Annotated in this window: 21 protein-coding genes and 3 pseudogenes; 22 read left to right on the top strand and 2 right to left on the bottom strand. The window is 34.3% G+C overall.

What is annotated here, in order from left to right:
• Positions 1-13 precede the first annotated feature (13 nt).
• The 10 genes and pseudogenes from ffh (at position 14) to trpS (ending at position 7,926) form a co-directional block, all read left to right on the top strand.
• Entirely contained in the window at positions 14-1,354 is a 1,341-nt protein-coding gene (gene ffh / locus THEWI_RS07050) for a signal recognition particle protein (protein WP_014062922.1), read from the top strand.
• A 37-nt stretch (positions 1,355-1,391) separates the two neighbouring features.
• Complete coding sequence (gene rpsP, locus THEWI_RS07045; protein ID WP_003866679.1) at positions 1,392-1,652, top strand: 30S ribosomal protein S16; 261 nt, start codon at positions 1,392-1,394, stop codon at positions 1,650-1,652.
• Between the two features lie 25 nt (positions 1,653-1,677).
• Positions 1,678-1,905 (top strand): KH domain-containing protein, encoded by a 228-nt coding sequence (locus THEWI_RS07040; protein WP_003866680.1) that lies wholly within the window; start codon positions 1,678-1,680, stop codon positions 1,903-1,905.
• An 8-nt stretch (positions 1,906-1,913) separates the two neighbouring features.
• Positions 1,914-2,417, top strand: a complete 504-nt coding sequence (rimM, locus tag THEWI_RS07035) for a ribosome maturation factor RimM (RefSeq protein ID WP_014062921.1) — start codon at positions 1,914-1,916, stop codon at positions 2,415-2,417.
• Positions 2,417-3,142 carry a tRNA (guanosine(37)-N1)-methyltransferase TrmD gene (gene trmD, locus THEWI_RS07030; RefSeq protein ID WP_014062920.1) on the top strand — a complete coding sequence of 242 codons (726 nt, stop codon included), beginning with the start codon at positions 2,417-2,419 and terminating at the stop codon, positions 3,140-3,142. The genes rimM and trmD overlap by 1 nt, the downstream gene beginning before the upstream one ends.
• 22 nt (positions 3,143-3,164) lie before the next feature.
• Positions 3,165-3,509 (top strand): 50S ribosomal protein L19, encoded by a 345-nt coding sequence (gene rplS / locus THEWI_RS07025; RefSeq protein WP_003866683.1) that lies wholly within the window; start codon positions 3,165-3,167, stop codon positions 3,507-3,509.
• 45 nt (positions 3,510-3,554) lie between these two features.
• A pseudogene (gene ylqF, locus THEWI_RS07020) lies at positions 3,555-4,387 on the top strand (ribosome biogenesis GTPase YlqF).
• Positions 4,388-4,398: 11 nt separating this feature from the next.
• A complete protein-coding gene (locus THEWI_RS07015) occupies positions 4,399-5,931 on the top strand; it encodes a YifB family Mg chelatase-like AAA ATPase (RefSeq protein WP_014062918.1) in 1,533 nt (510 codons plus the stop codon).
• 63 nt (positions 5,932-5,994) lie between these two features.
• On the top strand, positions 5,995-6,861 hold the full coding sequence (locus THEWI_RS07010; RefSeq protein ID WP_014062917.1) for a YitT family protein: 867 nt from the start codon (positions 5,995-5,997) through the stop codon (positions 6,859-6,861).
• Between the two features lie 81 nt (positions 6,862-6,942).
• Entirely contained in the window at positions 6,943-7,926 is a 984-nt protein-coding gene (gene trpS, locus THEWI_RS07005) for a tryptophan--tRNA ligase (RefSeq protein ID WP_014062916.1), read from the top strand.
• Here trpS and THEWI_RS07000 read toward each other — a convergent pair.
• Together THEWI_RS07000 and THEWI_RS06995 are read right to left on the bottom strand one after the other, a co-directional pair.
• The gene (locus tag THEWI_RS07000) at positions 7,915-8,286 is read right to left on the bottom strand and encodes a YraN family protein (RefSeq protein ID WP_014062915.1); all 372 of its coding nucleotides are present in this window, start codon (positions 8,284-8,286) and stop codon (positions 7,915-7,917) included. The two genes, trpS and THEWI_RS07000, sit on opposite strands and share 12 nt — an antisense overlap.
• Before the next feature lie 6 nt (positions 8,287-8,292).
• A complete protein-coding gene (locus tag THEWI_RS06995; protein ID WP_014062914.1) occupies positions 8,293-9,021 on the bottom strand; it encodes a ribonuclease HII in 729 nt (242 codons plus the stop codon).
• 89 nt (positions 9,022-9,110) lie between these two features.
• Between THEWI_RS06995 and dprA the strand changes: the two genes are divergently transcribed.
• The 12 genes and pseudogenes from dprA to fliI all read left to right on the top strand — a co-directional run bounded on the left by dprA (position 9,111) and on the right by fliI (position 21,559).
• Entirely contained in the window at positions 9,111-10,199 is a 1,089-nt protein-coding gene (gene dprA, locus THEWI_RS06990) for a DNA-processing protein DprA (protein ID WP_014062913.1), read from the top strand.
• A gap of 50 nt (positions 10,200-10,249) precedes the next feature.
• Positions 10,250-12,331 (top strand): type I DNA topoisomerase, encoded by a 2,082-nt coding sequence (topA, locus tag THEWI_RS06985; protein ID WP_014062912.1) that lies wholly within the window; start codon positions 10,250-10,252, stop codon positions 12,329-12,331.
• 79 nt (positions 12,332-12,410) lie between these two features.
• Positions 12,411-12,941 (top strand): ATP-dependent protease subunit HslV, encoded by a 531-nt coding sequence (gene hslV, locus THEWI_RS06980; RefSeq protein WP_003869177.1) that lies wholly within the window; start codon positions 12,411-12,413, stop codon positions 12,939-12,941.
• Between the two features lie 12 nt (positions 12,942-12,953).
• Positions 12,954-14,332 (top strand): annotated as a pseudogene (hslU, locus tag THEWI_RS06975) (ATP-dependent protease ATPase subunit HslU).
• Between the two features lie 34 nt (positions 14,333-14,366).
• Positions 14,367-15,119, top strand: coding sequence for a GTP-sensing pleiotropic transcriptional regulator CodY (gene codY / locus THEWI_RS06970; protein WP_003869175.1), 753 nt, complete (start codon positions 14,367-14,369; stop codon positions 15,117-15,119).
• Positions 15,120-15,766: 647 nt separating this feature from the next.
• Positions 15,767-16,174 (top strand): flagellar basal body rod protein FlgB, encoded by a 408-nt coding sequence (gene flgB / locus THEWI_RS06965; RefSeq protein WP_003866698.1) that lies wholly within the window; start codon positions 15,767-15,769, stop codon positions 16,172-16,174.
• Positions 16,175-16,180: 6 nt separating this feature from the next.
• Entirely contained in the window at positions 16,181-16,624 is a 444-nt protein-coding gene (flgC, locus tag THEWI_RS06960) for a flagellar basal body rod protein FlgC (RefSeq protein ID WP_003866699.1), read from the top strand.
• A 6-nt stretch (positions 16,625-16,630) separates the two neighbouring features.
• A complete protein-coding gene (fliE, locus tag THEWI_RS06955; RefSeq protein WP_003866700.1) occupies positions 16,631-16,927 on the top strand; it encodes a flagellar hook-basal body complex protein FliE in 297 nt (98 codons plus the stop codon).
• A gap of 27 nt (positions 16,928-16,954) precedes the next feature.
• A pseudogene (fliF, locus tag THEWI_RS06950) lies at positions 16,955-18,474 on the top strand (flagellar basal-body MS-ring/collar protein FliF).
• A gap of 11 nt (positions 18,475-18,485) precedes the next feature.
• Positions 18,486-19,493: a flagellar motor switch protein FliG gene (fliG, locus tag THEWI_RS06945; protein ID WP_003869173.1), complete on the top strand. Its 1,008-nt coding sequence runs from the start codon at positions 18,486-18,488 to the stop codon at positions 19,491-19,493.
• Positions 19,486-20,256 (top strand): FliH/SctL family protein, encoded by a 771-nt coding sequence (locus THEWI_RS06940; protein WP_003869172.1) that lies wholly within the window; start codon positions 19,486-19,488, stop codon positions 20,254-20,256. The genes fliG and THEWI_RS06940 overlap by 8 nt, the downstream gene beginning before the upstream one ends.
• Positions 20,249-21,559 (top strand): flagellar protein export ATPase FliI, encoded by a 1,311-nt coding sequence (gene fliI, locus THEWI_RS06935; RefSeq protein WP_003869171.1) that lies wholly within the window; start codon positions 20,249-20,251, stop codon positions 21,557-21,559. The genes THEWI_RS06940 and fliI overlap by 8 nt, the downstream gene beginning before the upstream one ends.
• Positions 21,560-21,562 lie beyond the last annotated feature (3 nt).

Raw genomic sequence — 21,562 nt, 5'->3', positions numbered from 1 at the left:
GAGGTAAATTTTAATGGCTTTTGAAAGCCTATCTGAAAGGCTGCAGGAAATCTTTAAAAAGTTAAGAGGAAAAGGAAAACTCACAGAAAAAGATATAAAAGAAGCTATGAGGGAAGTAAAAGTTGCCCTCTTAGAAGCGGATGTCAACTTTAAAGTAGTAAAAGACTTTATAAACTCTGTTACAGAAAAAGCTTTAGGGCAAGAAGTGATGGAAAGCCTGACCCCGGGGCAACAGGTGATAAAGATAGTCAATGATGAGCTTATAGCCCTTATGGGGTCTACTCAAAGCCGGCTAAATATAGGGAATAAAGTTCCTGCAGTTATAATGATGGTTGGACTTCAAGGTTCTGGAAAGACCACTGCTTGTGGGAAATTGGCAAACTTGTTAAAGAAGCAGGGAAAAAATCCTCTACTAGTAGCCTGTGACGTCGTCAGGCCGGCTGCCATAAAGCAGTTACAGGTTGTGGGAGCTAATGTAAATGTACCAGTTTTTACAATGGGGGACAAAGTAAACCCTGTTGATATTGCAAAAGCTTCTATTGATTATGCAAGGTCTCATAACTCTGACGTAATTATCATAGATACTGCGGGCAGGCTTCACATAGATGAAGAATTAATGGAGGAACTTGTAAATATAAAAAAAGCAGTACAACCAGATGAAATTTTGTTAGTAGTAGATGCGATGACAGGTCAAGACGCAGTGAATGTAGCGTCTTCCTTTAATGAAAGGTTAGATATAACAGGAGTTATATTGACAAAATTGGATGGAGATACGAGGGGTGGAGCAGCTCTTTCTATTAAGGCTGTTACACAAAAACCCATAAAATATGTGGGTGCAGGCGAAAAGTTGACAGATTTAGAGCCTTTTTATCCTGATAGAATGGCCTCTCGTATTTTGGGAATGGGAGATGTTTTGACTTTAATTGAAAAGGCCCAAGCAGCAATTGATGAGAAAAAGGCACAAGAGTTAGGTCAAAAGCTTTTAACAAAACAGTTTACATTGGAAGATTTCTTGGAACAATTGCAGAGTCTTAAAAATATGGGGCCTTTAGACCAACTTCTCAGTATGATCCCTGGAATGAACAAAAACATGCTTAAAAATGTAGACATTTCTGAAAAAGACTTAAAGAGGATAGAAGCCATTATTCAATCTATGACTAAAGAAGAAAGGCAAAACCCTTCTATTATAAATGGCAGTAGAAAGAAAAGAATAGCCAAAGGCAGCGGTACCACCATCCAACAGGTAAATAGCCTCTTAAAACAGTTTGAAGAAACTAAAAAGATGATGAAGAAATTTGCTGATATTGACAAAGACCTAAAGAAAGGTAAAATGAGGCTGCCTTTCTTTAGATGATATCGGAAGGTGGGCAACTTTTGAAGGAGGTGAGAAAGTGGCAGTCAGAATAAGATTAAAAAGGTTTGGGGCTAAGAAAAGACCTTTTTACAGGATAGTAGTAGCAGATTCAAGGTCACCAAGAGATGGAAGGTTTATTGATGAGATAGGATATTACAATCCTATAGCCCAGCCTGCTGAAATAAAAATAGATGTTGAAAAGGCTAAAAAGTGGCTTAGTGTTGGTGCCCAACCTTCAGATACTGTAAAGTCACTATTTAAAAAAGAAGGTATAATTGGCAATAGTGCATCTCAATAATCCTCTCTTGTGAGGAGGTGTAATAATGGGAGAATTGGTTAAAACTATAGCCAAAGCGTTAGTTGACAATCCTGATGCTGTAGAAGTCAATGAAATAGAAGGACAGCAATCTGTTATCATAGAGCTTAAAGTTGCTCCCGAAGATATGGGAAAGGTAATTGGGAAACAGGGAAGGATTGCTCAAGCAATTCGCACATTGGTTAAAGCTGCTGCCTTAAAAGAAAAGAAACGTGTGATTGTTGAGATAATCTAGGTGGTGGTATGGCTGATTATTATAATGTAGGAAAAGTTACTTCTGCCCATGGCATTAAGGGCGAAGTTAAAGTATATCCTCTTACCAATGTTCCCGAAAGGTTTTATGACCTTGAGTATGTATGGATTTTTGATGACCAACAAAGGCTCCACAAATATGACATTGAATATGTCAAGATTATATCTAAAGGAGTTTGTGTAAAATTAAAAGGAATTGATACTAGAGGCGATGCAGAAAAATTAAAAGGGGCCTTTTTAAAAGTTGACTCTCAAAATGCTTTGGAGTTAGAAGAAAATGAATATTTCATCAAAGATTTAGTCGGGATGAAGGTGTATACAGAAGAAGGAAGTTTTCTGGGTACATTGGTAGAGGTACTTAAGACAGGTGCAAATGATGTGTATGTAATAAAAACTGAGGAGAGGGAAATACTAATTCCTGCTATAAAAGAAGTGGTCAAAAAAGTTGATGTTGACAATAAAGTAATGGTGGTCCACCTTCTGGAGGGGCTATGATGATTTTTGACGTTTTAACCCTATTTCCTGAAATGTTTGATAGTGTTTTATCCTATAGTATATTGAAAAGGGCTATTGAAAAAGGAAAAATAAAAGTTAATTTGATAAATATAAGAGATTTTTCAAAGGATAAACACAAAAGAGTAGATGATTATCCTTATGGAGGCGGGCCAGGAATGGTGATGATGCCTCAGCCTCTCTTTGATGCAATTGAATTTGTAAAAAGTCAAGGAAATATCCCTGTATATTACCTTGGTCCTAAAGGTAAAATTTTTAATCAGGAAATGGCGGTTAAGATGTCTAAATTAGAAAGAATAGCCCTTTTGTGTGGACACTATGAAGGAATAGATGAAAGAGTCTATTCTGTTATTGATGAAGAAATTTCTTTAGGAGATTTTATATTGACAGGCGGAGAGATAGCCGCCATGGCTATCATTGACGCTGTAACAAGACTTATTGAAGGAGTACTTTCACACCCTCAAAGCGCTATAGAAGAATCCTTTGCTAATAATTTATTGGAATATCCACAGTATACAAGGCCAGAAGTTTTTAGAGGTATGAAGGTGCCAGAAATTTTAGTAAGTGGTAATCATGCCGAAATAGCTAAATGGCGAAGGCAAAAGTCTTTAGAGATAACTCTTTTAAAACGGCCTGATTTGCTTAAAAAGGCTGTTTTGACTGAAGAAGATAAAAAGTTTTTAAGAGAAAAAGGATTTGACATTTAGAAGGTGGAAGGAGGGAAAAATAATGGACTTAATAAAAGCAGTTGAAAGTCAGCAGATGAGAAAAGACTTAACTCCTTTTAATGTAGGAGATACTATAAGGGTACATTATAAGGTTATTGAAGGAGATAGGGAAAGAATTCAGCCTTTTGAAGGGATAGTAATTAAAAAGAGTGGATCAGGTTTAAGAGAGACTTTCACTGTAAGACGTGTATCTTATGGCGTTGGAGTTGAAAGGACTTTTCCACTTCACTCTCCAAGAATTGAAAAGATAGAGGTTATAAGGAGAGGTAAAGTCAGAAGAGCAAAATTGTATTATTTGAGAAAGAGAGTAGGAAAAGCTGCTACAAAGATAAAGGAATTAATGTAAAAAGGGGTTATAAACCCCTTTTTTAAATATGTGGAGGAATTAGACATGATACAGTGGTATCCTGGACATATGGCAAAATCTAAAAAGGAGATAGTTTCTAACCTTAAGTTAGTAGATGTAGTATACGAAATAGTAGATGCGAGAATACCTAAAAGCAGTAGAAACCCAGATATTGATGATATTGTAAAAAATAAAAAAGGATCATTCTTCTCAATAAAGCTGATTTGGCTGATGATGTAATCACGGATTTATGGATAGAATATTTTAAAGAAAAGGGAATAGAAGCGGTAAAAGTTAATTCAATTACAGGATTTGGCCTTAAAGAGATAAATGAAGCAACTCAGAGAGTTTGTCAAGATATTTTGGATAAAAAAAAGCAAAAAGGAATGATTCCAAGGCTGAGAGGAATGATTGTAGGTGTTCCAAATGTCGGTAAATCTACTTTTATTAATAAATTAATTGGCAGTAAAAGGGCAAAGACTGGCGATAAGCCGGGGGTTACAAGGGCTTTGCATTGGATAAAAACTCCTTATTTCGACCTTTTGGACACTCCTGGCATACTATGGCCAAAATTTGACGATAAAAAAGTAGGAGTTATGTTAGCAATTACTGGAGCTATAAAAGATGAAATATTGGACATAGAAGAAATAGCATTAAACTTAGTAGCAATCTTAAAAAAGTATTATCCCAATTATTTGATGTCCCGCTATAAAATTGATAAAATAGTAGATGAAGATTTTGAACTTTTAAAAGAAATAGGTAGAAAAAGAGGTTGTTTAATTGCAGGTGGAGAAGTAGATACATTAAAAACTTCTCATATTTTGCTGGAGGATTTTCGCAAGGGAAAACTGGGGAAGATTTCTCTGGAAAGACCATAAGGGGGATTTTTATGCTTTCTAAAGTAAAAAGTATGGCAGTCTTAGGGATAAATGCCTATGTGGTAGAGGTGGAGGTAGATTTATCTACAGGAATTCCTTCTTTTGATATTGTGGGCTTGGGCGATACAGAAGTTAAGGAAGCAAGAGACAGAGTAAGGTCTGCTATCAAAAACAGTGGCTTTGAATTTCCCCTCAAAAAAATTACTGTAAATTTAGCACCAGCGGATACTAAAAAAGAAGGTACTGCTTTTGATTTGCCTTTGGCAATAGGAATTTTAAAATGCACAGAGGAGATAAAAGAGGAAAAGGAAGATATAGCCTTTGTAGGTGAACTTTCTTTGGACGGAAGTCTAAGAGGCGTAAATGGTATACTGCCAATGGTAATCGGGGCAAAGGAAAAAGGTATATCCTCTATTGTTGTTCCTTATGAAAATGCTTATGAAGCGGCAGTTGCTGAGGGGATAAAAGTATATCCTATGAAAAATTTAAAAGAAGTGGTTGAATTTTTAAATGGAGATAGGGAAATAGAATCTTTTACTTTAGATATCAATAATTTTTTTGATAATGTAGAATACGACGTAGATTTTGCTGAAGTAAAAGGACAAGAAAATGCAAAAAGGGTACTTGAGATTGCCGCTGCCGGAGGCCACAATGTGCTAATGATTGGCCCTCCTGGAGCGGGTAAAACTATGTTGGCAAGGCGTTTTCCTACTATTCTTCCTCAGTTAAGTTTTGAAGAGGCTTTAGAAGTTACCAAGATATACAGTATAGCAGGATTGCTTCCAAAAGGTACACCTCTTATCACTACTCGACCTTTTAGAGCTCCTCATCATACTATCTCTACAGTTGCTTTAGTTGGGGGAGGAAAATATCCTAAGCCTGGGGAAGTATCCCTTGCCCACTATGGAGTGTTATTTTTAGATGAGATTCCTGAATTTAAAAAAGATGCAATAGAAGTTTTAAGGCAGCCGTTAGAAGATGAAGTGGTTACAATTACTCGTGTAAATGGTAGCTTTAGTTATCCAAGTAAATTTATTTTAATTTTAGCTATGAATCCTTGTCCTTGTGGCTATTATGGCGATGATACTCACGAATGCCATTGTAGTGTAAATGAAATAAGAAGATACCAAAGTAAAATTTCAGGACCTTTGTTAGATAGAATTGATTTACATGTGGAGGTAAAACCTCTTAAAAAAGATAAATATTTCGAAGAAGAAACGCCATCGGAAAGTTCTAAGGAAATTCGCGAACGAGTTATAAAAGCACGAGAAATGCAACTTAAAAGGTATAAAGGTACTGGTATATACTTTAATTCTCAATTAAAAGGAAATATGTTAAAAAAATATTGCAAACTTGATGAAGATACTAAAAAATTTTTAAATGAGGCTTTCGAGAAGTTTTATTTAAGTGCAAGAGGATATAATAAAATTTTAAAAGTTGCTCGTACAATTGCTGATTTGGAAGGTGCAGAAAATATTAAGTTTGAGCATGTAGCAGAAGCATTACAGTATAGAATTGTTGATAGCAAATATTGGTATAAATAAAAATTACAATAAAAATTTTATGTAAAGTAATTAATTCTCAAATGTGATAAGAAGGTGTTAGCTTTGGAGATAACAAGTTTTTTTAATAGGGAAAGTATAAAAAATATTTTCTTTATTCTTATAGGGACTTTAATGTCTGCTATTGGTATTAACATGTTTATTGTTCATGCTAAACTTTTAAGTGGAGGAGTCTCTGGTATTGCACTTATTATACAGTATTTAACCAAGTTTCCTGCAGGATACACTATATTTTTGCTAAACATCCCACTTTTAATTTTGAGCTATAAAAAAGTAAACTTAAGGTTTACAATTTTTACTATTATAGGTACTGTATCACTTTCTTTGTTTTTGGTGCTTACTTATTCAATAAAAAATATATTACATATAAATGATCCACTACTTTTGAGTTTATACGGCGGAGTGTTAAATGGTTTAGGTATGGGAATAGTTTTTAGTAATCACGGGTCAACTGGCGGTTTAGATATAATTTCTGTAATTGTAAAAAAGAAATATGATAATTTTGAAATTGGGCATATTTCTTTTATTGTTAACTTTTTTGTCGTAGCCATTGGAGCTATATTTTTTGGTTTGACCAGTGCTCTTTACACTCTTGTCTCAATGTACATTACTTCCTACATGGTGGATAAAACTATAAAAGGTTTTAATAGACAAAAAATGGTGCTGGTGGTTACTGATAAAGTAGAAGAAGTGAGCAAAGAAATAATGACTACATTAAAAAGAGGGGTTACTTTGCTTCATGGAGAGGGTGCTTATACCAAAGAGAACAAAAAGGTTTTATATTCCATTGTGTCTTTAACACAGCTTCCACAACTTAAACTTATTGTACACCAAATAGATGAAAATGCTTTTATCTCTATATTAGATGTAGCCGAAGTCCATGGAAAAGGATTTATGAGGGAATTATTTTAAATTTCATTGCAAATTTTGAAATTTTCTCTTATAATTTTTTCTAAACGACATAAAATACTCAATTGAAAAGGAGTTGATAGCTTGAAAAAAGTTTTTTCAGGAGTACAACCCTCGGGAGACATTCACATAGGTAATTACTTGGGTGCAATGAGACAATTTGTCGCTCTACAAGAAGATTATGAGTGCTTTTTTTGTGTAGTGGATTTGCACGCTTTGACAGTACCCCAAGATCCAATAAAATTAAAAGAAAACACTATTGAATTGGCGGGCCTTTACCTTGCAATAGGCTTAGATCCTAAGAAAGTTACTCTTTTTATACAATCCCATGTTGCTGCTCATGCAGAATTAGCATGGCTTTTACAATGTATGACATATTTTGGTGAGCTAAGCAGAATGACTCAGTTTAAAGAAAAGAGCAAAGGAAAAGAGACAGTTTCTGTAGGACTTTTTACATATCCCGATTTAATGGCAGCAGATATACTTTTATATAATACCCATTATGTTCCTGTAGGAGAAGACCAAAAGCAGCATTTGGAACTGACAAGAGACATTGCGCAGCGTTTTAATAACAGATTTGGCGAAACCTTTGTTGTTCCTGAGCCTATGATATTAAAATTTGGCGCGAGGATAATGAGCCTTACTGACCCTACTAAAAAAATGAGTAAAAGTGACAGTGACCCAAATAACAGAATCAATCTTTTGGACGAGCCTTCTGTAATCAAAAAGAAAATAATGAGAGCAGTGACTGATTCTGAGACTGAAATAAGGCTTGATTGGGAAAACAAACCGGGTGTTAGCAATCTTTTGACTATTTATAGTTTATTTACAGGTATGGAAATAGAAGAAGTTGTAAATAAATTTAAAGGACAGGGTTATGGCACTTTAAAGAAGGAATTAGCAGAGGTTGTAATAGATAAATTGACTGTTATACAAAAAAATTATAAAGACCTCAGTAGAGATTATGTTTTGAAGGTTTTAAAGGAAGGGGCGGAAAGAGCTCAAGCTGTTGCTGAAAAAACTTTGAGAGAAGTAAAAGAAAAGATGGGATTGATATTAAAAGATTGAAAAAGCGTTGGGGAAATGACTTAGTTTTTCAAAGGCTAATGTATCAGGATTTAAATAAACCTCAATTACGTCGAAGCGAGGCTGAAAATTTCGAAATTTTTCTGTTGAAGCCAAGTACAACTGGGCAATTTTCAATATTCTTCGTTGTTTATGAAAATTTACAGCTTCACTTCCAGTTCCAAAAGAGGTAGAGGTTCTTGTTTTTACCTCTACAAAAACTATTTCTTTTTTGAATAGAGCTATTATATCTATTTCCCCAATTTTACATTTAAAATTTTTCTCCAAAATTTTATAACCTGATTTTAATAGATATTGGGCAGCTATTTTTTCTCCTAAGCTGCCTATTGTTTTTTTGCTCAATGTTTTTCATCCTTTCAGAATTTTTTCAATAAAAGTCTTTCTGTGGATAGGACAGGGACCGTATTTTTTTAAAGCTTCAATATGTTCTTTTGTACCATAACCTTTGTTTTTTTCAAAATTATACTGGGGATAGATTTTGTGGTATTCTTTCATTATTTTATCTCTTTCAACCTTTGCCAGTATAGAGGCAGCAGCTATAGAGATACTTTTTGAATCTCCTTTTACTATCGCTTTTTGATTTATCTCTATTTGAGGAATGGTAATAGCATCTACTAAAAGGTAATCAATTTTTTGTTGTATTTTTGAAATAGCAATCTGCATGGCTTTGTAGGTAGCATTTAGTATGTTTATTTTATCAATTTCTTCGCAATCAACTATTCCAATGGCATACGAGGTAGCTACTTTTTTTATTACCTCTGACAATACTTCTCTTTTTTTTTCAGATAGTTTTTTCGAGTCATTTATCTCAGGGATGAAAACTTCTTTAGGAAGTATTACACAGGCGGCAACTACTGGTCCTACTAAAGGACCTCTTCCCGCCTCGTCTACTCCAGCAATGAAATTTAAATTTAATTGATATAATTGATTTTCATAGTATTTTAGATTATTTATTCTTTCTGTTTCTTTTTCAAGCCACTTTTTAGCTGCTTCATTTAAGCTGAGAGATTGAAAGTCACAAAAGGGATTTTGGTATAAATAGCTTTTGAGTTGGCGTAGGTTATATAAGTTTGACATTCTATCACCCTTCTTTTTTCTTTATTTTATCACAGGTTATGTATTATAATAAAGATAATTAGGGAAAACGATGTTAAAGGGGAGCAATTATGGAAAGGGAAAAGATTTTTAAAATATGGTTAAGTACTGTCAAAGGAATAGGGTATAAAAGTTTTGTTCAATTGATGGAATTTTTCAAAACTGCGGAAGGTGTGTATAAAGCAAAAGAAATTGATATTTTTAAAGCAATAGGAAATAGAAAATTAGTACAAAATATAATAGAAGCTCAGAAGTTGAACCCTTTTGATTATATAGAAAGATTGCAAAATTTAAAAATAAGTGTATATACATTAGAAGAGGAGGAATATCCGAAAGAATTAAAAAATATTTATGATCCACCTCCTGTTTTATATTTGAAGGGGAATATAAATTTAAAAGATAATTTGCGCATTGCCATGGTGGGCGCAAGAAATGCTACTTTTTATGGAAAACAAGTGGCACAAAAATTGGCATATGAGCTGTCAGAAAGAGGTATAACAGTTGTAAGTGGCATGGCAAGAGGAATTGATAGTTTTTCTCATATAGGAGCGTTGAAGGAAAGAGGAAAAACTATTGCTGTTTTGGGAAATGGCATAAACATAGTTTATCCAAGAGAAAATAAAAAGCTGATGGAGCAAATTAGTGAGGAGGGATTGCTGGTTTCAGAGTTTCCTCTTGATTCTCCTCCACTGCCACAAAATTTTCCTCTGAGGAATAGAATCATAAGTGGGTTATCTCTTGGGGTAGTTGTGATCGAAGCAGGAATAAAAAGTGGATCTTTATTGACGGCTCAATTTGCCTTAGAACAAGGAAGAGAGGTTTTTGCAGTACCTGGGAATATAACGAGTGCTTATAGCAGAGGAACAAATGAGCTCATAAAACAAGGTGCGAAAATTGTAATTGGTGTTGAGGATATTTTAGAAGAATTTAATTTAAGAGAGGATGTACAACAAAAGATTGAGGAAAATCTTATGTCTTCTCTGACGGAGGAAGAGAAAGAAGTGTACGATTTTATTTGTGAAGCTCCAAGAGATATAGAAGAAATAGCAGGCTATGTGAAAATAAAAATCTCAAAAGTTAATGCAATTTTATCTTCTTTAATGTTAAAAGGTATGATTGAAAAACTTCCTGGCAATAAATATGAGAAAAAAATATTTTGATAATTGTCAAAAACTTTGATATAATTATAAATTGTTTTGGAGGTGTCGAAATGGCAAAATCTCTAGTTATTGTGGAATCTCCAGCTAAAGCTAAGACTATATCTAAATTTTTAGGCAAAAATTTTAAAGTAGCGGCCTCCATGGGACATGTTAGGGATTTGCCTAAAAGTCAATTAGGTATCGATATTGAAAACAATTTTGCTCCTAGGTACATAACTATTCGGGGAAAAGGGGCTATTATAGAGAATTTAAAAAAAGAAGCAAAGGATGCAGATAAAATTTTTTTGGCCACTGACCCTGACAGAGAAGGAGAAGCAATTTCCTGGCATATTGCCCAATTGTTAAATTTGAATATTGAGGAGCCTTGTCGCATAGAATTTCACGAGATCACAAAAAATGCAGTGCAAACTGCTCTTAAAAGCCCTCGCTCTATAGATTTAAATTTGGTAGATGCGCAACAAGCCAGGAGAATTCTTGATAGATTAGTAGGATATAAAATAAGTCCCCTTCTTTGGAAAAAAATAAAGAGGGGATTAAGTGCAGGCAGAGTTCAATCAGTAGCAGCTAGGCTTATCTGCGACAGAGAGAGAGAAATAGAAGCCTTTGTGCCAGAAGAATATTGGAGTATTACCGTGATTCTCTCTGATAAGAAAAACTCTGGCAAGTTTGAGGCAAAATTCTACGGTACCAAAGAGGATAAAGTTGAGTTAAAGACAAAAGAAGATGTAGACAAAATATTAGCAGCATTGTCTGAAGAATACATTATAGATAAAGTAAAAACAGGTGTCAAAAAGAGGAATCCTTCTCCACCTTTTATCACTAGTACTTTGCAACAAGAAGCTTCGAGAAAATTGGGATTTACTGCAAAAAAAACTATGTTAATTGCACAACAATTATATGAGGGGGTAGAAATCAAAGGAGAAGGCAGTGTAGGTCTTATTACTTATATAAGGACTGATTCTACAAGGGTCGCAAATGAAGCTAAGGCTGAAGTCTATAAATACATAGTTGAAAAGTTTGGAAAAGAGTATTCTAATCCTGAAGCAAATTATGCTTCTAAAAGAGCCAATGTGCAGGATGCTCACGAGGCTATAAGACCTACTTCTATTTATAGGGATCCGGAAAGTATAAAAGATTCCCTAACACCAGACCAATATAAATTATACAAACTAGTTTGGAGTAGATTCCTAGCAAGTCAAATGGCACCTGCAATTTACGATACTGTTTCTATGGACATAGTAAATAATGGATATGTTTTTAAAGCCTCAGGGTCTAGCATTAAATTTTTAGGTTTTATGACAGTGTATGTAGAAGGAACAGATATGCAAGAAGAGGAAGAAAAAACTGTACCTGTACTTCAAGAAAGGACCAAATTGTTTTTAGAGGAATTAAAGCCAATGCAACATTTTACCCAGCCTCCGCCTCGATATACGGAAGCTTCTTTGATTAAAGAATTGGAAGAAAGAGGAATAGGCCGTCCCAGTACTTATGCTCCTACTATCTCTACTTTGTTAGAAAGAGGATATGTGGTAAAAGATAAAAAGAATTTAAAACCTACAGAATTAGGTTTTATTGTAACAGACGCATTAAAGGAGTTCTTTTCAAAAATTGTAGATGTAAAATTTACTGCTGAGATGGAAGAGCAGCTAGATAAGATTGAAGAAGGTCAAGTGAAATGGTATGAAGTGGTGCAAGAGTTTTATAAAGACTTTTACAAAACTTTGAAAATTGCTGAAGAACAAATGGAAGAGATAGACGTAAAGGAAGAAGTAGAAGTAACTGACATTAAATGTGAACTTTGCGGGAGAAATATGGTTGTAAAGAAAGGCAGGTATGGAAAATTTCTTGCTTGTTCTGGTTTTCCTGAATGCAAAAATACAAAACCTTTATACGAAAAGGTTGGTGTGAAATGTCCTAAATGTGGTGGAGAAATTGTAAAGAAAAAGAGCAAAAAAGGGCGAAATTATTACGCTTGCGAAAATGCACCTGATTGCGATTTCATATTGTGGGATAAGCCCGTTAATGAAAAATGTCCTGTGTGTGGCAGCCTGTTAGTAGAAAAAAATACAAAAAACGGTCATATACTAAAATGTTCTAATCCAGGATGTGATTATCAAAAAGAAGTTAAATGAATTTAACAAAAATTTTGAATTAATTCTTGAAGCATTGTGAAAAATGTGTTAATATTAAACTATCTAAAGGGGTGTAAACATGTTTAAGGGTACTACCATAATTGCTGTGAGAAAAGGCGATAAAGTATCAGTGGCTGGTGATGGACAGATTACCTTTGGAGAAAATACAATTTTAAAACATGGAGCGAAAAAAATTAGAAGATTGTATAATGGAGAAGTAATAGTAGGATTTGCTGGTTCGGTAGCTGATGCTTTGACTCTTTCGCAAAAATTTGAAGAAAAACTTGAGCAGTATGGAGGTAATTTAAAAAGAGCAGCAGTAGAATTGGCACAGGAATGGAGAAAAGACAAGATTTTAAGAAAGTTAGAAGCTCTTTTGATTGCGGTAGATAAAAAGGATACTTTACTTATTTCTGGCACTGGTGAAGTTATTGAGCCAGATGAGGATGTGATTGGGATAGGATCTGGAGGAAATTATGCTATGGCTGCAGCCTTAGCGCTACGGTATAATACTGATTTAGATACAGAAGATATAGCAAAAAAAGCTTTAGAGATAGCTTCAAAGATTTGTGTTTACACTAATAACAACATAACAGTTGAGACTTTATAGGGGGTGCTGTAAGTGAAGAATTATACTCCCAAGGAGATTGTAGAGGAATTAGATAAGTATATTGTAGGACAAAAGGAAGCTAAAAAGTCAGTAGCAGTGGCTTTAAGAAATAGATATAGGAGAAATCTTTTACCTGACGATTTTAAAGAAGAAGTGACCCCCAAAAATATAATTATGGTAGGCCCTACTGGAGTAGGAAAGACAGAAATTGCTCGAAGAATTGCGAAATTAGTAGAAGCTCCTTTTGTAAAAGTGGAGGCTACTAAGTTTACTGAGGTAGGATACGTAGGACGAGATGTAGATTCCATGGTGAGAGACCTTGTAGAGGCTGCTGTAAGAATGGTAAAAGAGGAAAAATTAAAAAAAGTTACTGAAAAAGCGAAGAAAATTGCAGAAGATAGGCTAATTGATTACATAATTGGAAAAAGAAAAAAACAAACTAAAAATCCTTTTGAAGTATTGTTTAATTATCCTTCTGCCGAGAAAAGTGAAGAGACAGAAGAAGAAAGTATGCAATACAAAAGAGAAGAAATAAGGCAAAAGTTAAGAAATGGCGAGCTAGATAATTATGTAGTGGAAATAGAAGTAACAGATACATCTACGCCAATGCTTGAGATGTATACTAATTTAGGGTCCGAAGAAATGAACATAAATTTGCAAGATATATTTGCTGACATTTTACCTAAAAAGAAAAAATTAAAAAAGTTCCTGTGTATGAAGCAAAAAGAATTCTAGAGTCTGAAGAAGCTCAAAACCTTATAGATATGGATGAAGTAATTGAAGAGGCTATTAAAAGAGCAGAAAACGATGGAATAATTTTCATAGATGAAATTGACAAAATTGCCAGCAGCGGTTATACAGCAGGACCAGATGTATCAAGGGAAGGAGTTCAAAGGGATATTCTTCCTATAATTGAAGGTTGTACAGTAATGACAAAATACGGTCCTGTTAAGACAGACCATATATTGTTTATAGCAGCTGGTGCTTTTAACGTTGCAAAAGTGTCTGATTTAATCCCTGAGCTACAAGGAAGATTTCCTGTAAGAGTTAATTTAAAACCTCTCACAAAAGAGGACTTTATAAGAATATTAAAGGAGCCTAAAAATGCTCTTGCAAAACAGTATCAAGAGCTTTTAAGAACAGAAGGAATAGAAGTTAAATACACTGATGAAGCAATTGAGGCTATTGCAGAAGTAGCATATCTTATAAATCAACAATCGGAGGACATTGGCGCAAGAAGATTGCATACTGTCATGGAGAAGTTGTTTGAAGAATTATCTTTTAATGCGCCAGAATTGGGAGGGCAGCAAATAGTGATAACTGAAGAGTATGTAAAAGAGCAATTAAAGGATAGTCTAAATAAATACGAAGTTAGTAAATACATTTTATGATAATAAAAAATAAAAACATAGGAGGATTAGAAATATGAGCACACTATTAGAAAAAACTAGAAAAGTAAATCGAATTTTGCAAAAAACAGGAATTCAACCAGTTGATTTTAATGAAATGGCCAATATTTTAAAAGATGTCATTGAGGCCAACGTATATATTTTGAGTAGAAAAGGTAAAGTATTGGGTTATAGTATATTAAAAGATTATGGAAATGACATTTTTGCTCAAAGTAAAATAATACCTGAAGAATATAATGACAAACTTTTGCGAGTGACGGAGACGCTGGCTAATGATAAAGGTAATCTTTTTAAAGAGGATAAAGTTTTATCAGATTTAATTTTGACTATAGTACCTGTCAATGGCGGTGGAGACAGGTTAGGAACTTTAGCCTTATCAAGAGGGGTAAAAGAATTTACTGACGATGACTTGATATTAGCAGAATACGGTGCTACAGTAGTTGGCCTTGAAATTTTAAGGTCAAAAAATGAAGAAATAGAGGATGAAGCGAGAAAAAGAGCAGTTGTTCAAATGGCACTAGGAACACTTTCTTACTCCGAATTAGAAGCTATAAAAAATATTTTTGAAGAGCTAAATGGAAAAGAAGGATTATTAGTTGCAAGTAAAATAGCAGATAAAGTAGGTATTACAAGGTCTGTAATTGTAAATGCCCTTAGAAAGTTTGAAAGTGCTGGCATAATTGAGTCAAGGTCTTTAGGAATGAAAGGTACCCATATAAGGGTACTAAACGATAAATTATTAGAAGAGTTAGAGAAAATGAAAAGATAAATTTAAACCCTTATTGAAAAATATAAGTCTCCGCTTTTATGCATGGGGTTGTACTTTAGCATGAAAGCAGGAGACTTAATTTTATGTAAAAGAGTCCTATAAAAATAGGACTTTTCAGACTGTAGACAAACTTTCGTAAAGGAGATATTTTGCATAAGGAGCGACTTGTTACAAAGCAACCCGGCACTCAAGTAAGAGAGTTTGATAAAGCAAAAATAGAAAAAACAAGCTTACTTACTTGCCGGGAAACTTAGCAAGACCGAGGGCGTAGGCAGGGCCGAAGCCAGGGATGGCGGAGGCGGGCACCTTAAGGCATGGATGCCGATTGTGCCCGGTACCCTGCCGGAGCCTGAAGGTCGAGCTTTAGTTTTGTCGCTTTGGAACATCGGAGCGACGATGCAAAATATCTCCTTTGAATATTTTTAACTTTGTCAACAAACTGAGAATCCTATAAAAATAGGACTTTTTTCTTATGGTGTAAACTATTACGGCATGATATAATATTATTCGATAAAAATTGATATTATTTTACAAAAAAGGCAGTGTTAGAACAAAGTTAAATATTTATTTTTTGGCTTATTTTAGCAGGATTTTTGGTTTGTTTGTCGAATTAAGTATAGTGTGGTCGAATAAGAGGAGGCGAGAAAATGCTGGATTTAGGAATTGAAAATATAGATTTATTACAAAAGGGATTGTACGCAGCCACTGTAAGAAACAATGTGATTGCCAATAACATCGCTAATGTGGATACTCCTAATTTCAAAAGGTCTGAAGTCAAATTTGAGGATATTTTAAAAGATGCTATAAATGGTACAAAGTTAAGAGGTTATGTTACAAACCCTAAGCACATTCCTATTGGCCCACCTGCTATTGATTCCATACAACCGGAAATTATTCAAGTAAATGACACTTCCATGAGGTTAGATGGAAATAATGTAGACATAGATGCCGAAATGGCAAATTTAGCTAAGAATCAGTTGTATTACTATGCCCTTGTGCAAAGGGTAAGTGGAGAGCTTAATTCTATCATGACTGCTGTAAAAGATGGGAGGTAATTTACAATGAACTTATTTAGTTCTATGGATATAAGTGCTTCGGGTTTGACGGCGGAAAGACTTAGAATGGACATAATTGCCCAAAATATAGCTAATGTAAATACTACAAGAACAGTTCAAGGAGGGCCTTATAGGAGAAAATTAGTGGTTTTAAAAGAAATACAACCTGACAGTTTCGAAAGCATTCTAGATAAAGTTAAAGGTAAATACAGTGGCAAAGGAGTAGAAGTTGTACAAATAGCTGAGGATGACCAAACTCCTCTTAGAGAAGTTTATGACCCTGGACATCCTGATGCTGACCAAAATGGATATGTAGAGTACCCAAATGTAAACATTGTTTCTGAAATGGTAGATATGATTTCTGCTACTCGTGCTTATGAAGCCAACGTAACAGCCTTTAATGCTTCAAAAGCTATGTTTCAAAAGTCTTTAGAAATCGGTAGGGGGTAGACATAAATGGTTAATCAAATAACACCGGTTAATCCAGTAACTTTGGATAGCACTTTAGAAGCAACACAGAATGGCAGTAAAATAGATACTTTTAGCGACTTTTTAAAAGAAGCCTTTAACAAGGTAAATGATTTACAGTTAACGGCAATGAAAAATGACCAAAAACTTGTAACTGGTGAAATTGACGATATAAATCAAGTGATGATAGATGCTGCGAAGGCTGACATTGCACTGCAGCTTACAATTCAAATAAAAAATAAAGTGCTGGAGGCCTATCAGGAAATAATGAGAATGCCATTGTAATGTCTTTAATTGAAATGAGGTGAATTAATGCCAGACTTCATTGCCAATTTTAGAGAACAACTGACAAACTTTTGGAATAAGTTTGATAAGAAACAAAAGATACAGTTAGGAATTATTGCTATTTTACTTTTTATAGGCATTTCTTTATTAGTTTACATAGTTAATAGGCCTAATTATGTAGTTTTATATTCAGATCTAAGTATAAAAGATGCAGGAGCGGTAGTTGAAAAATTAAAAACCGAATTCAAGATTCCATATAAAATATCGAACGATGGGACGACAATTTTGGTTCCTGCACAATACAAAGATGAGGTGAGGATGAAACTTGCGACAGAAGGAATCCCACAAGGGGGATTTAGCTTTCAAGACGCTATGAATAACTCCCTTGCTACAACAGACCAAGAGAGAAGACAAAAGTATTTGTATTTTCTACAAAATGAAATACAAAATTCTCTAAAAACTATAGATGGAGTACAAGATGCTATTGTCAATATCGTAGTACCTGATCAAAATGCCTTTGTACTTTCAAATACTACTAATCAAGCTACAGCGGCTGTGATGCTAACTTTAAAGCCAGGTGTGACTTTATCCTCTTCGCAAGTCAAGGGAATCATAGATTTTGTATCTAAGAGCGTAGAAGGTTTAAAACCTGAAAATGTTACTGTAATTGATAATAATGGTAAAATTCTTACTGCAGAAAGTGATACTACTGCTGAAAATGCTAATACTCAATTTGCTCTTCAAAAAAAGTTCAAGAAGACTTACAAAACAGCCTTCAAACATTGTTAGAACAAGTGTTTGGACCAGGTAATGTAGTTGTAAGAGCAAATGTTACTTTAAATTTTGATAAAAAGACGCAGGATACTATAGAGTATTTGCCTGTTCAAGGGAATGACAATAAAGGAATTGTAAGGAGTATACAAGAGCTTAAAGAAAAAGCCACAGGTACACAAGGTGGAAGCTCACCAGGTACTTCGTCAAATAATCCTCCTGTAGCTTCAACGACTGGTAATGGTACTTCTGATTACAGTAGAACAGAAACTACTATAAATTATGAAATAAATCAAATTAAGACAAGTCTTGTTCAAGCTCAAGGGAAAATTGAAAGTATTTCTGTTGCGGTTGTTGTAAATCAAAATCTTAATAATTCTATGAAACAGCAAATTGCTGACTTGGTTACAAAAGCTGCAGGAGGGGATTCTCTTGTAAAAGTATCGGTTCAAGGAATACAATTTAACCAAGACCTGTTAAAGACAATGCAGCAGCAGGCAAAAGTTTCAAAGGGAGTACCAGTGTATGTATGGGCTATATTAGCGGCTTTAGTGTTAGGAGGCGGACTATTCCTTATTATGATGAGAAGGAAGAAAAAAGAAACCTCTTTAACTACAGCTGAACAGGAGGTCTTAGCTACTGTAGAACCTATAGAACCTATCGAAGAAATAGATTTCTCTGAGAAGGACGAAAAGAAAAAACAGATAGAAAGACTTATAAAAGAAAAGCCAGAACTTGTTGTGCAGGTAATTAGGACATGGCTTAATGAAGAGTAGGTGGTGGTATTGTGGCGAGAGGTGCACTTACAGGTAGGGAAAAAAGCGCAATGCTTTTGATTGCATTAGGCCCTGACCTTTCAGCTCAAATATATAAGCATTTAAGGGAAGATGAAATTGAACAATTAACTTTGGAAATAGCTAGTATACGAAATCTTACTCCTGAAGAGAAGCAAAAAGTTATAGATGAATTTTATAACATGTGCGTAGCGCAAGAGTACATAATAGAAGGTGGAATAGAATATGCAAAAGCAGTTTTAGAAAAAGCTTTAGGTGCTCAAGAAGCTTTTGAAGTTATCAATAAATTGACTTCTTCTTTAAAAGTAAGGCCTTTTGATTTTATAAGAAGAGCGGATCCATCTCAAGTTTTAAATTTTATACAAAACGAACATCCTCAGACTATTGCGATGATTTTGTCCTATTTAAAACCTCAACAAGCAGGAGCAATTTTATCATCACTACCTGAAAACTTACAGGCAGAAGTGGCTATGAGAATAGCGACAATGGAGAGCACTTCTCCTGAAGTAGTAAAAGAAGTTGAGAGGATTTTAGAAAGAAAACTATCTTCTTTGGTTACACAAGATTATACTTCTTCAGGCGGTATTCAGACAATTGTAGATATACTAAATTCTGTAGATAGGAGTACAGAGAAAAATATCTTGGATACTCTTGAGACTATAAACGTTGAGTTAGTAGAAGAAATTAAGAAGAGGATGTTTGTATTTGAAGATATTGTTACATTGGATTCCAGATCTATACAGAGAGTATTGAGAGAAGTAGACAATCACGATATTGCTCTTGCACTTAAAGGTTCCAGCGAGGAAGTTCAAAGAGTTATTTATAGTAATATGTCTAAGAGACTTGCTGATATGATAAAAGAAGACATACAATATATGGGACCTGTAAGATTAAAAGATGTAGAAGAAGCACAGCAAAGAATTGTAAATATCATAAGAAAATTAGAAGATGCAGGAGAGATTGTAATATCACGAGGAGGAGGGGACGAAATTATTGTATAGGATATATAAGCAACGGGAAATAAATCTTTCCTCTCCCGTGGTTTTAAGAATTGTGGAAAATGGCAATTACAAAGAAAAAGTGGAGAAAGTAATTGAATTGAGAGAACAAAGAGAGGATATAAAAAAAGAAAGTGCGGATTTAGCAAAGAAAATAATAGAAAGGGCGAGACAAGTCCAGCAAGAGATACTTAGGAAGACTAAGGAAGATGTAGAAAAAATCTTAATAGAAGTAGAGAAAAAAGCTAAGAAGATTGAAGAAGAGTATAAAGAAAAGGGCTATCAAGCTGGATATACTGCAGGATATCAAGAAGGATACAAAAAAGGAGAAGAAGAGGCTAAAGCTATAATAGAAGAAGCAAAGACTATTAAAGAAGAGATTATTAAAGAAAAACAACGAATGTATAAAGAAGCAGAAAATGATATTGTAAATGTAATTTTGCATGCGGTAGAAAAAATTGTAGGTAAATATGTGGAAGAGGACAAAGACATAATATTGAACCTCATCAAAAAAGGAATGGAAAACTACAATGCTTTTGACAAAGTCACGGTAAGGGTTAGTGAAGAGGATTATGAACACTGTATTAAAAACAAAGACAAAATTCTTAAAGACATAGAGTTTTTAGATGATGTAAATATCTTAAAAGATTTATCATTAAAAAAAGGAGATTGTGTAATTGAAACAAATTCTGGAGTGATAAACTCTGGTGTTAGTACACAACTTAAAGCTTTAAAAAACTTATTTGTGGGTGTGCTAAATGAGTAATATGTTAGATAAATATAAAAAAGTTCTTCAAGAAAAAAGGCTAATTCAATATTATGGAAAAGTTTCTCAAGTAATAGGATTAACAATCGAAAGTACAGGGCCTCTTTCCAACATAGGAGAAATATGTAATATCAAGACTATTAACGGAAATACAATTTTGGCAGAAGTTGTAGGTTTTAAAGAAGAAAAAGTGTATCTCATGCCTTTAGGGAATATGGAGGGAATAGGAGCAGGCAGCAAAGTGATAGCTACAGGTCAAACACTTAGAATTAACGTAGGAAATGAACTTCTTGGAAGGGTATTAGACGGTTTGGGCAATCCTATAGATGGCAAAGGACCGATAAAATTTGAAAAATCTATTCCTATTAATAATGTGCCGCCTGATCCTTTAGAAAGGAAGCGAATTAGAGAAGTCATTCCTCTTGGTATAAAAGCGATAGATGGACTACTTACTTGCGGCAAAGGGCAGAGAATTGGTATTTTTGCAGGAAGTGGTGTAGGAAAAAGTACGTTATTAGGTATGATGGCAAGAAATGCTAAAGCTGATTTAAATGTAATAGCTCTTATAGGAGAAAGAGGAAGAGAGGTAAATGAATTTTTAGAAAAAGATTTAGGGGAAGAAGGTTTAAAAAAATCTGTAGTTGTAGTAGCTACTTCTGATACTCCAGCTCTTATAAGAGTAAAAGGCGCTATGACTGCAACTGCTATAGCTGAATATTTTAGAGACCAGGGGTTAGATGTTCTTTTGATGATGGATTCAGTAACTCGTTTTGCCATGGCTCAAAGAGAAGTAGGGCTTTCTATAGGGGAAGCTCCTGTTTCACGAGGTTATACTCCTTCTGTCTTTTCAGTTTTACCTAAGCTTTTAGAACGATCTGGATGTTCTAAAAAAGGCTCTATTACAGCTCTTTACACTGTGCTAGTAGATGGGGATGATTTGAATGAGCCAATTGCTGACGCAGTAAGGGGTATACTCGATGGGCACATAGTTTTGTCAAGGAAACTGGCTAATAAAAACCATTATCCTGCTATTGATGTATTAGCAAGTGTTAGCAGGGTGATAAATGACATAATTACAGAAGAACATAAAGAACTAATAGCGAGGTTTAAAGATATTTTGGCGACTTACACAGAAGCGGAGGATTTAATAAATATAGGAGCATATAATTTTGGCAGTAATCCTAAAATTGATGAAGCTATTGAGCTAAATGAAAAAATGAATAGTTTCTTAAGGCAGAGAATAGACGAATCTTATGACTTTGAAACTACAAAACAACTTTTATACGAATCTATTAAAAGGTGATAA

Origin of the sequence: Thermoanaerobacter wiegelii Rt8.B1 (assembly GCF_000147695.2) — a bacterium.
GTDB classification, from domain to species: domain Bacteria; phylum Bacillota; class Thermoanaerobacteria; order Thermoanaerobacterales; family Thermoanaerobacteraceae; genus Thermoanaerobacter; species Thermoanaerobacter ethanolicus.
Note: the sequence above shows the minus strand (reverse complement) of the source record. Positions and strands in the feature narration are given on the sequence as shown.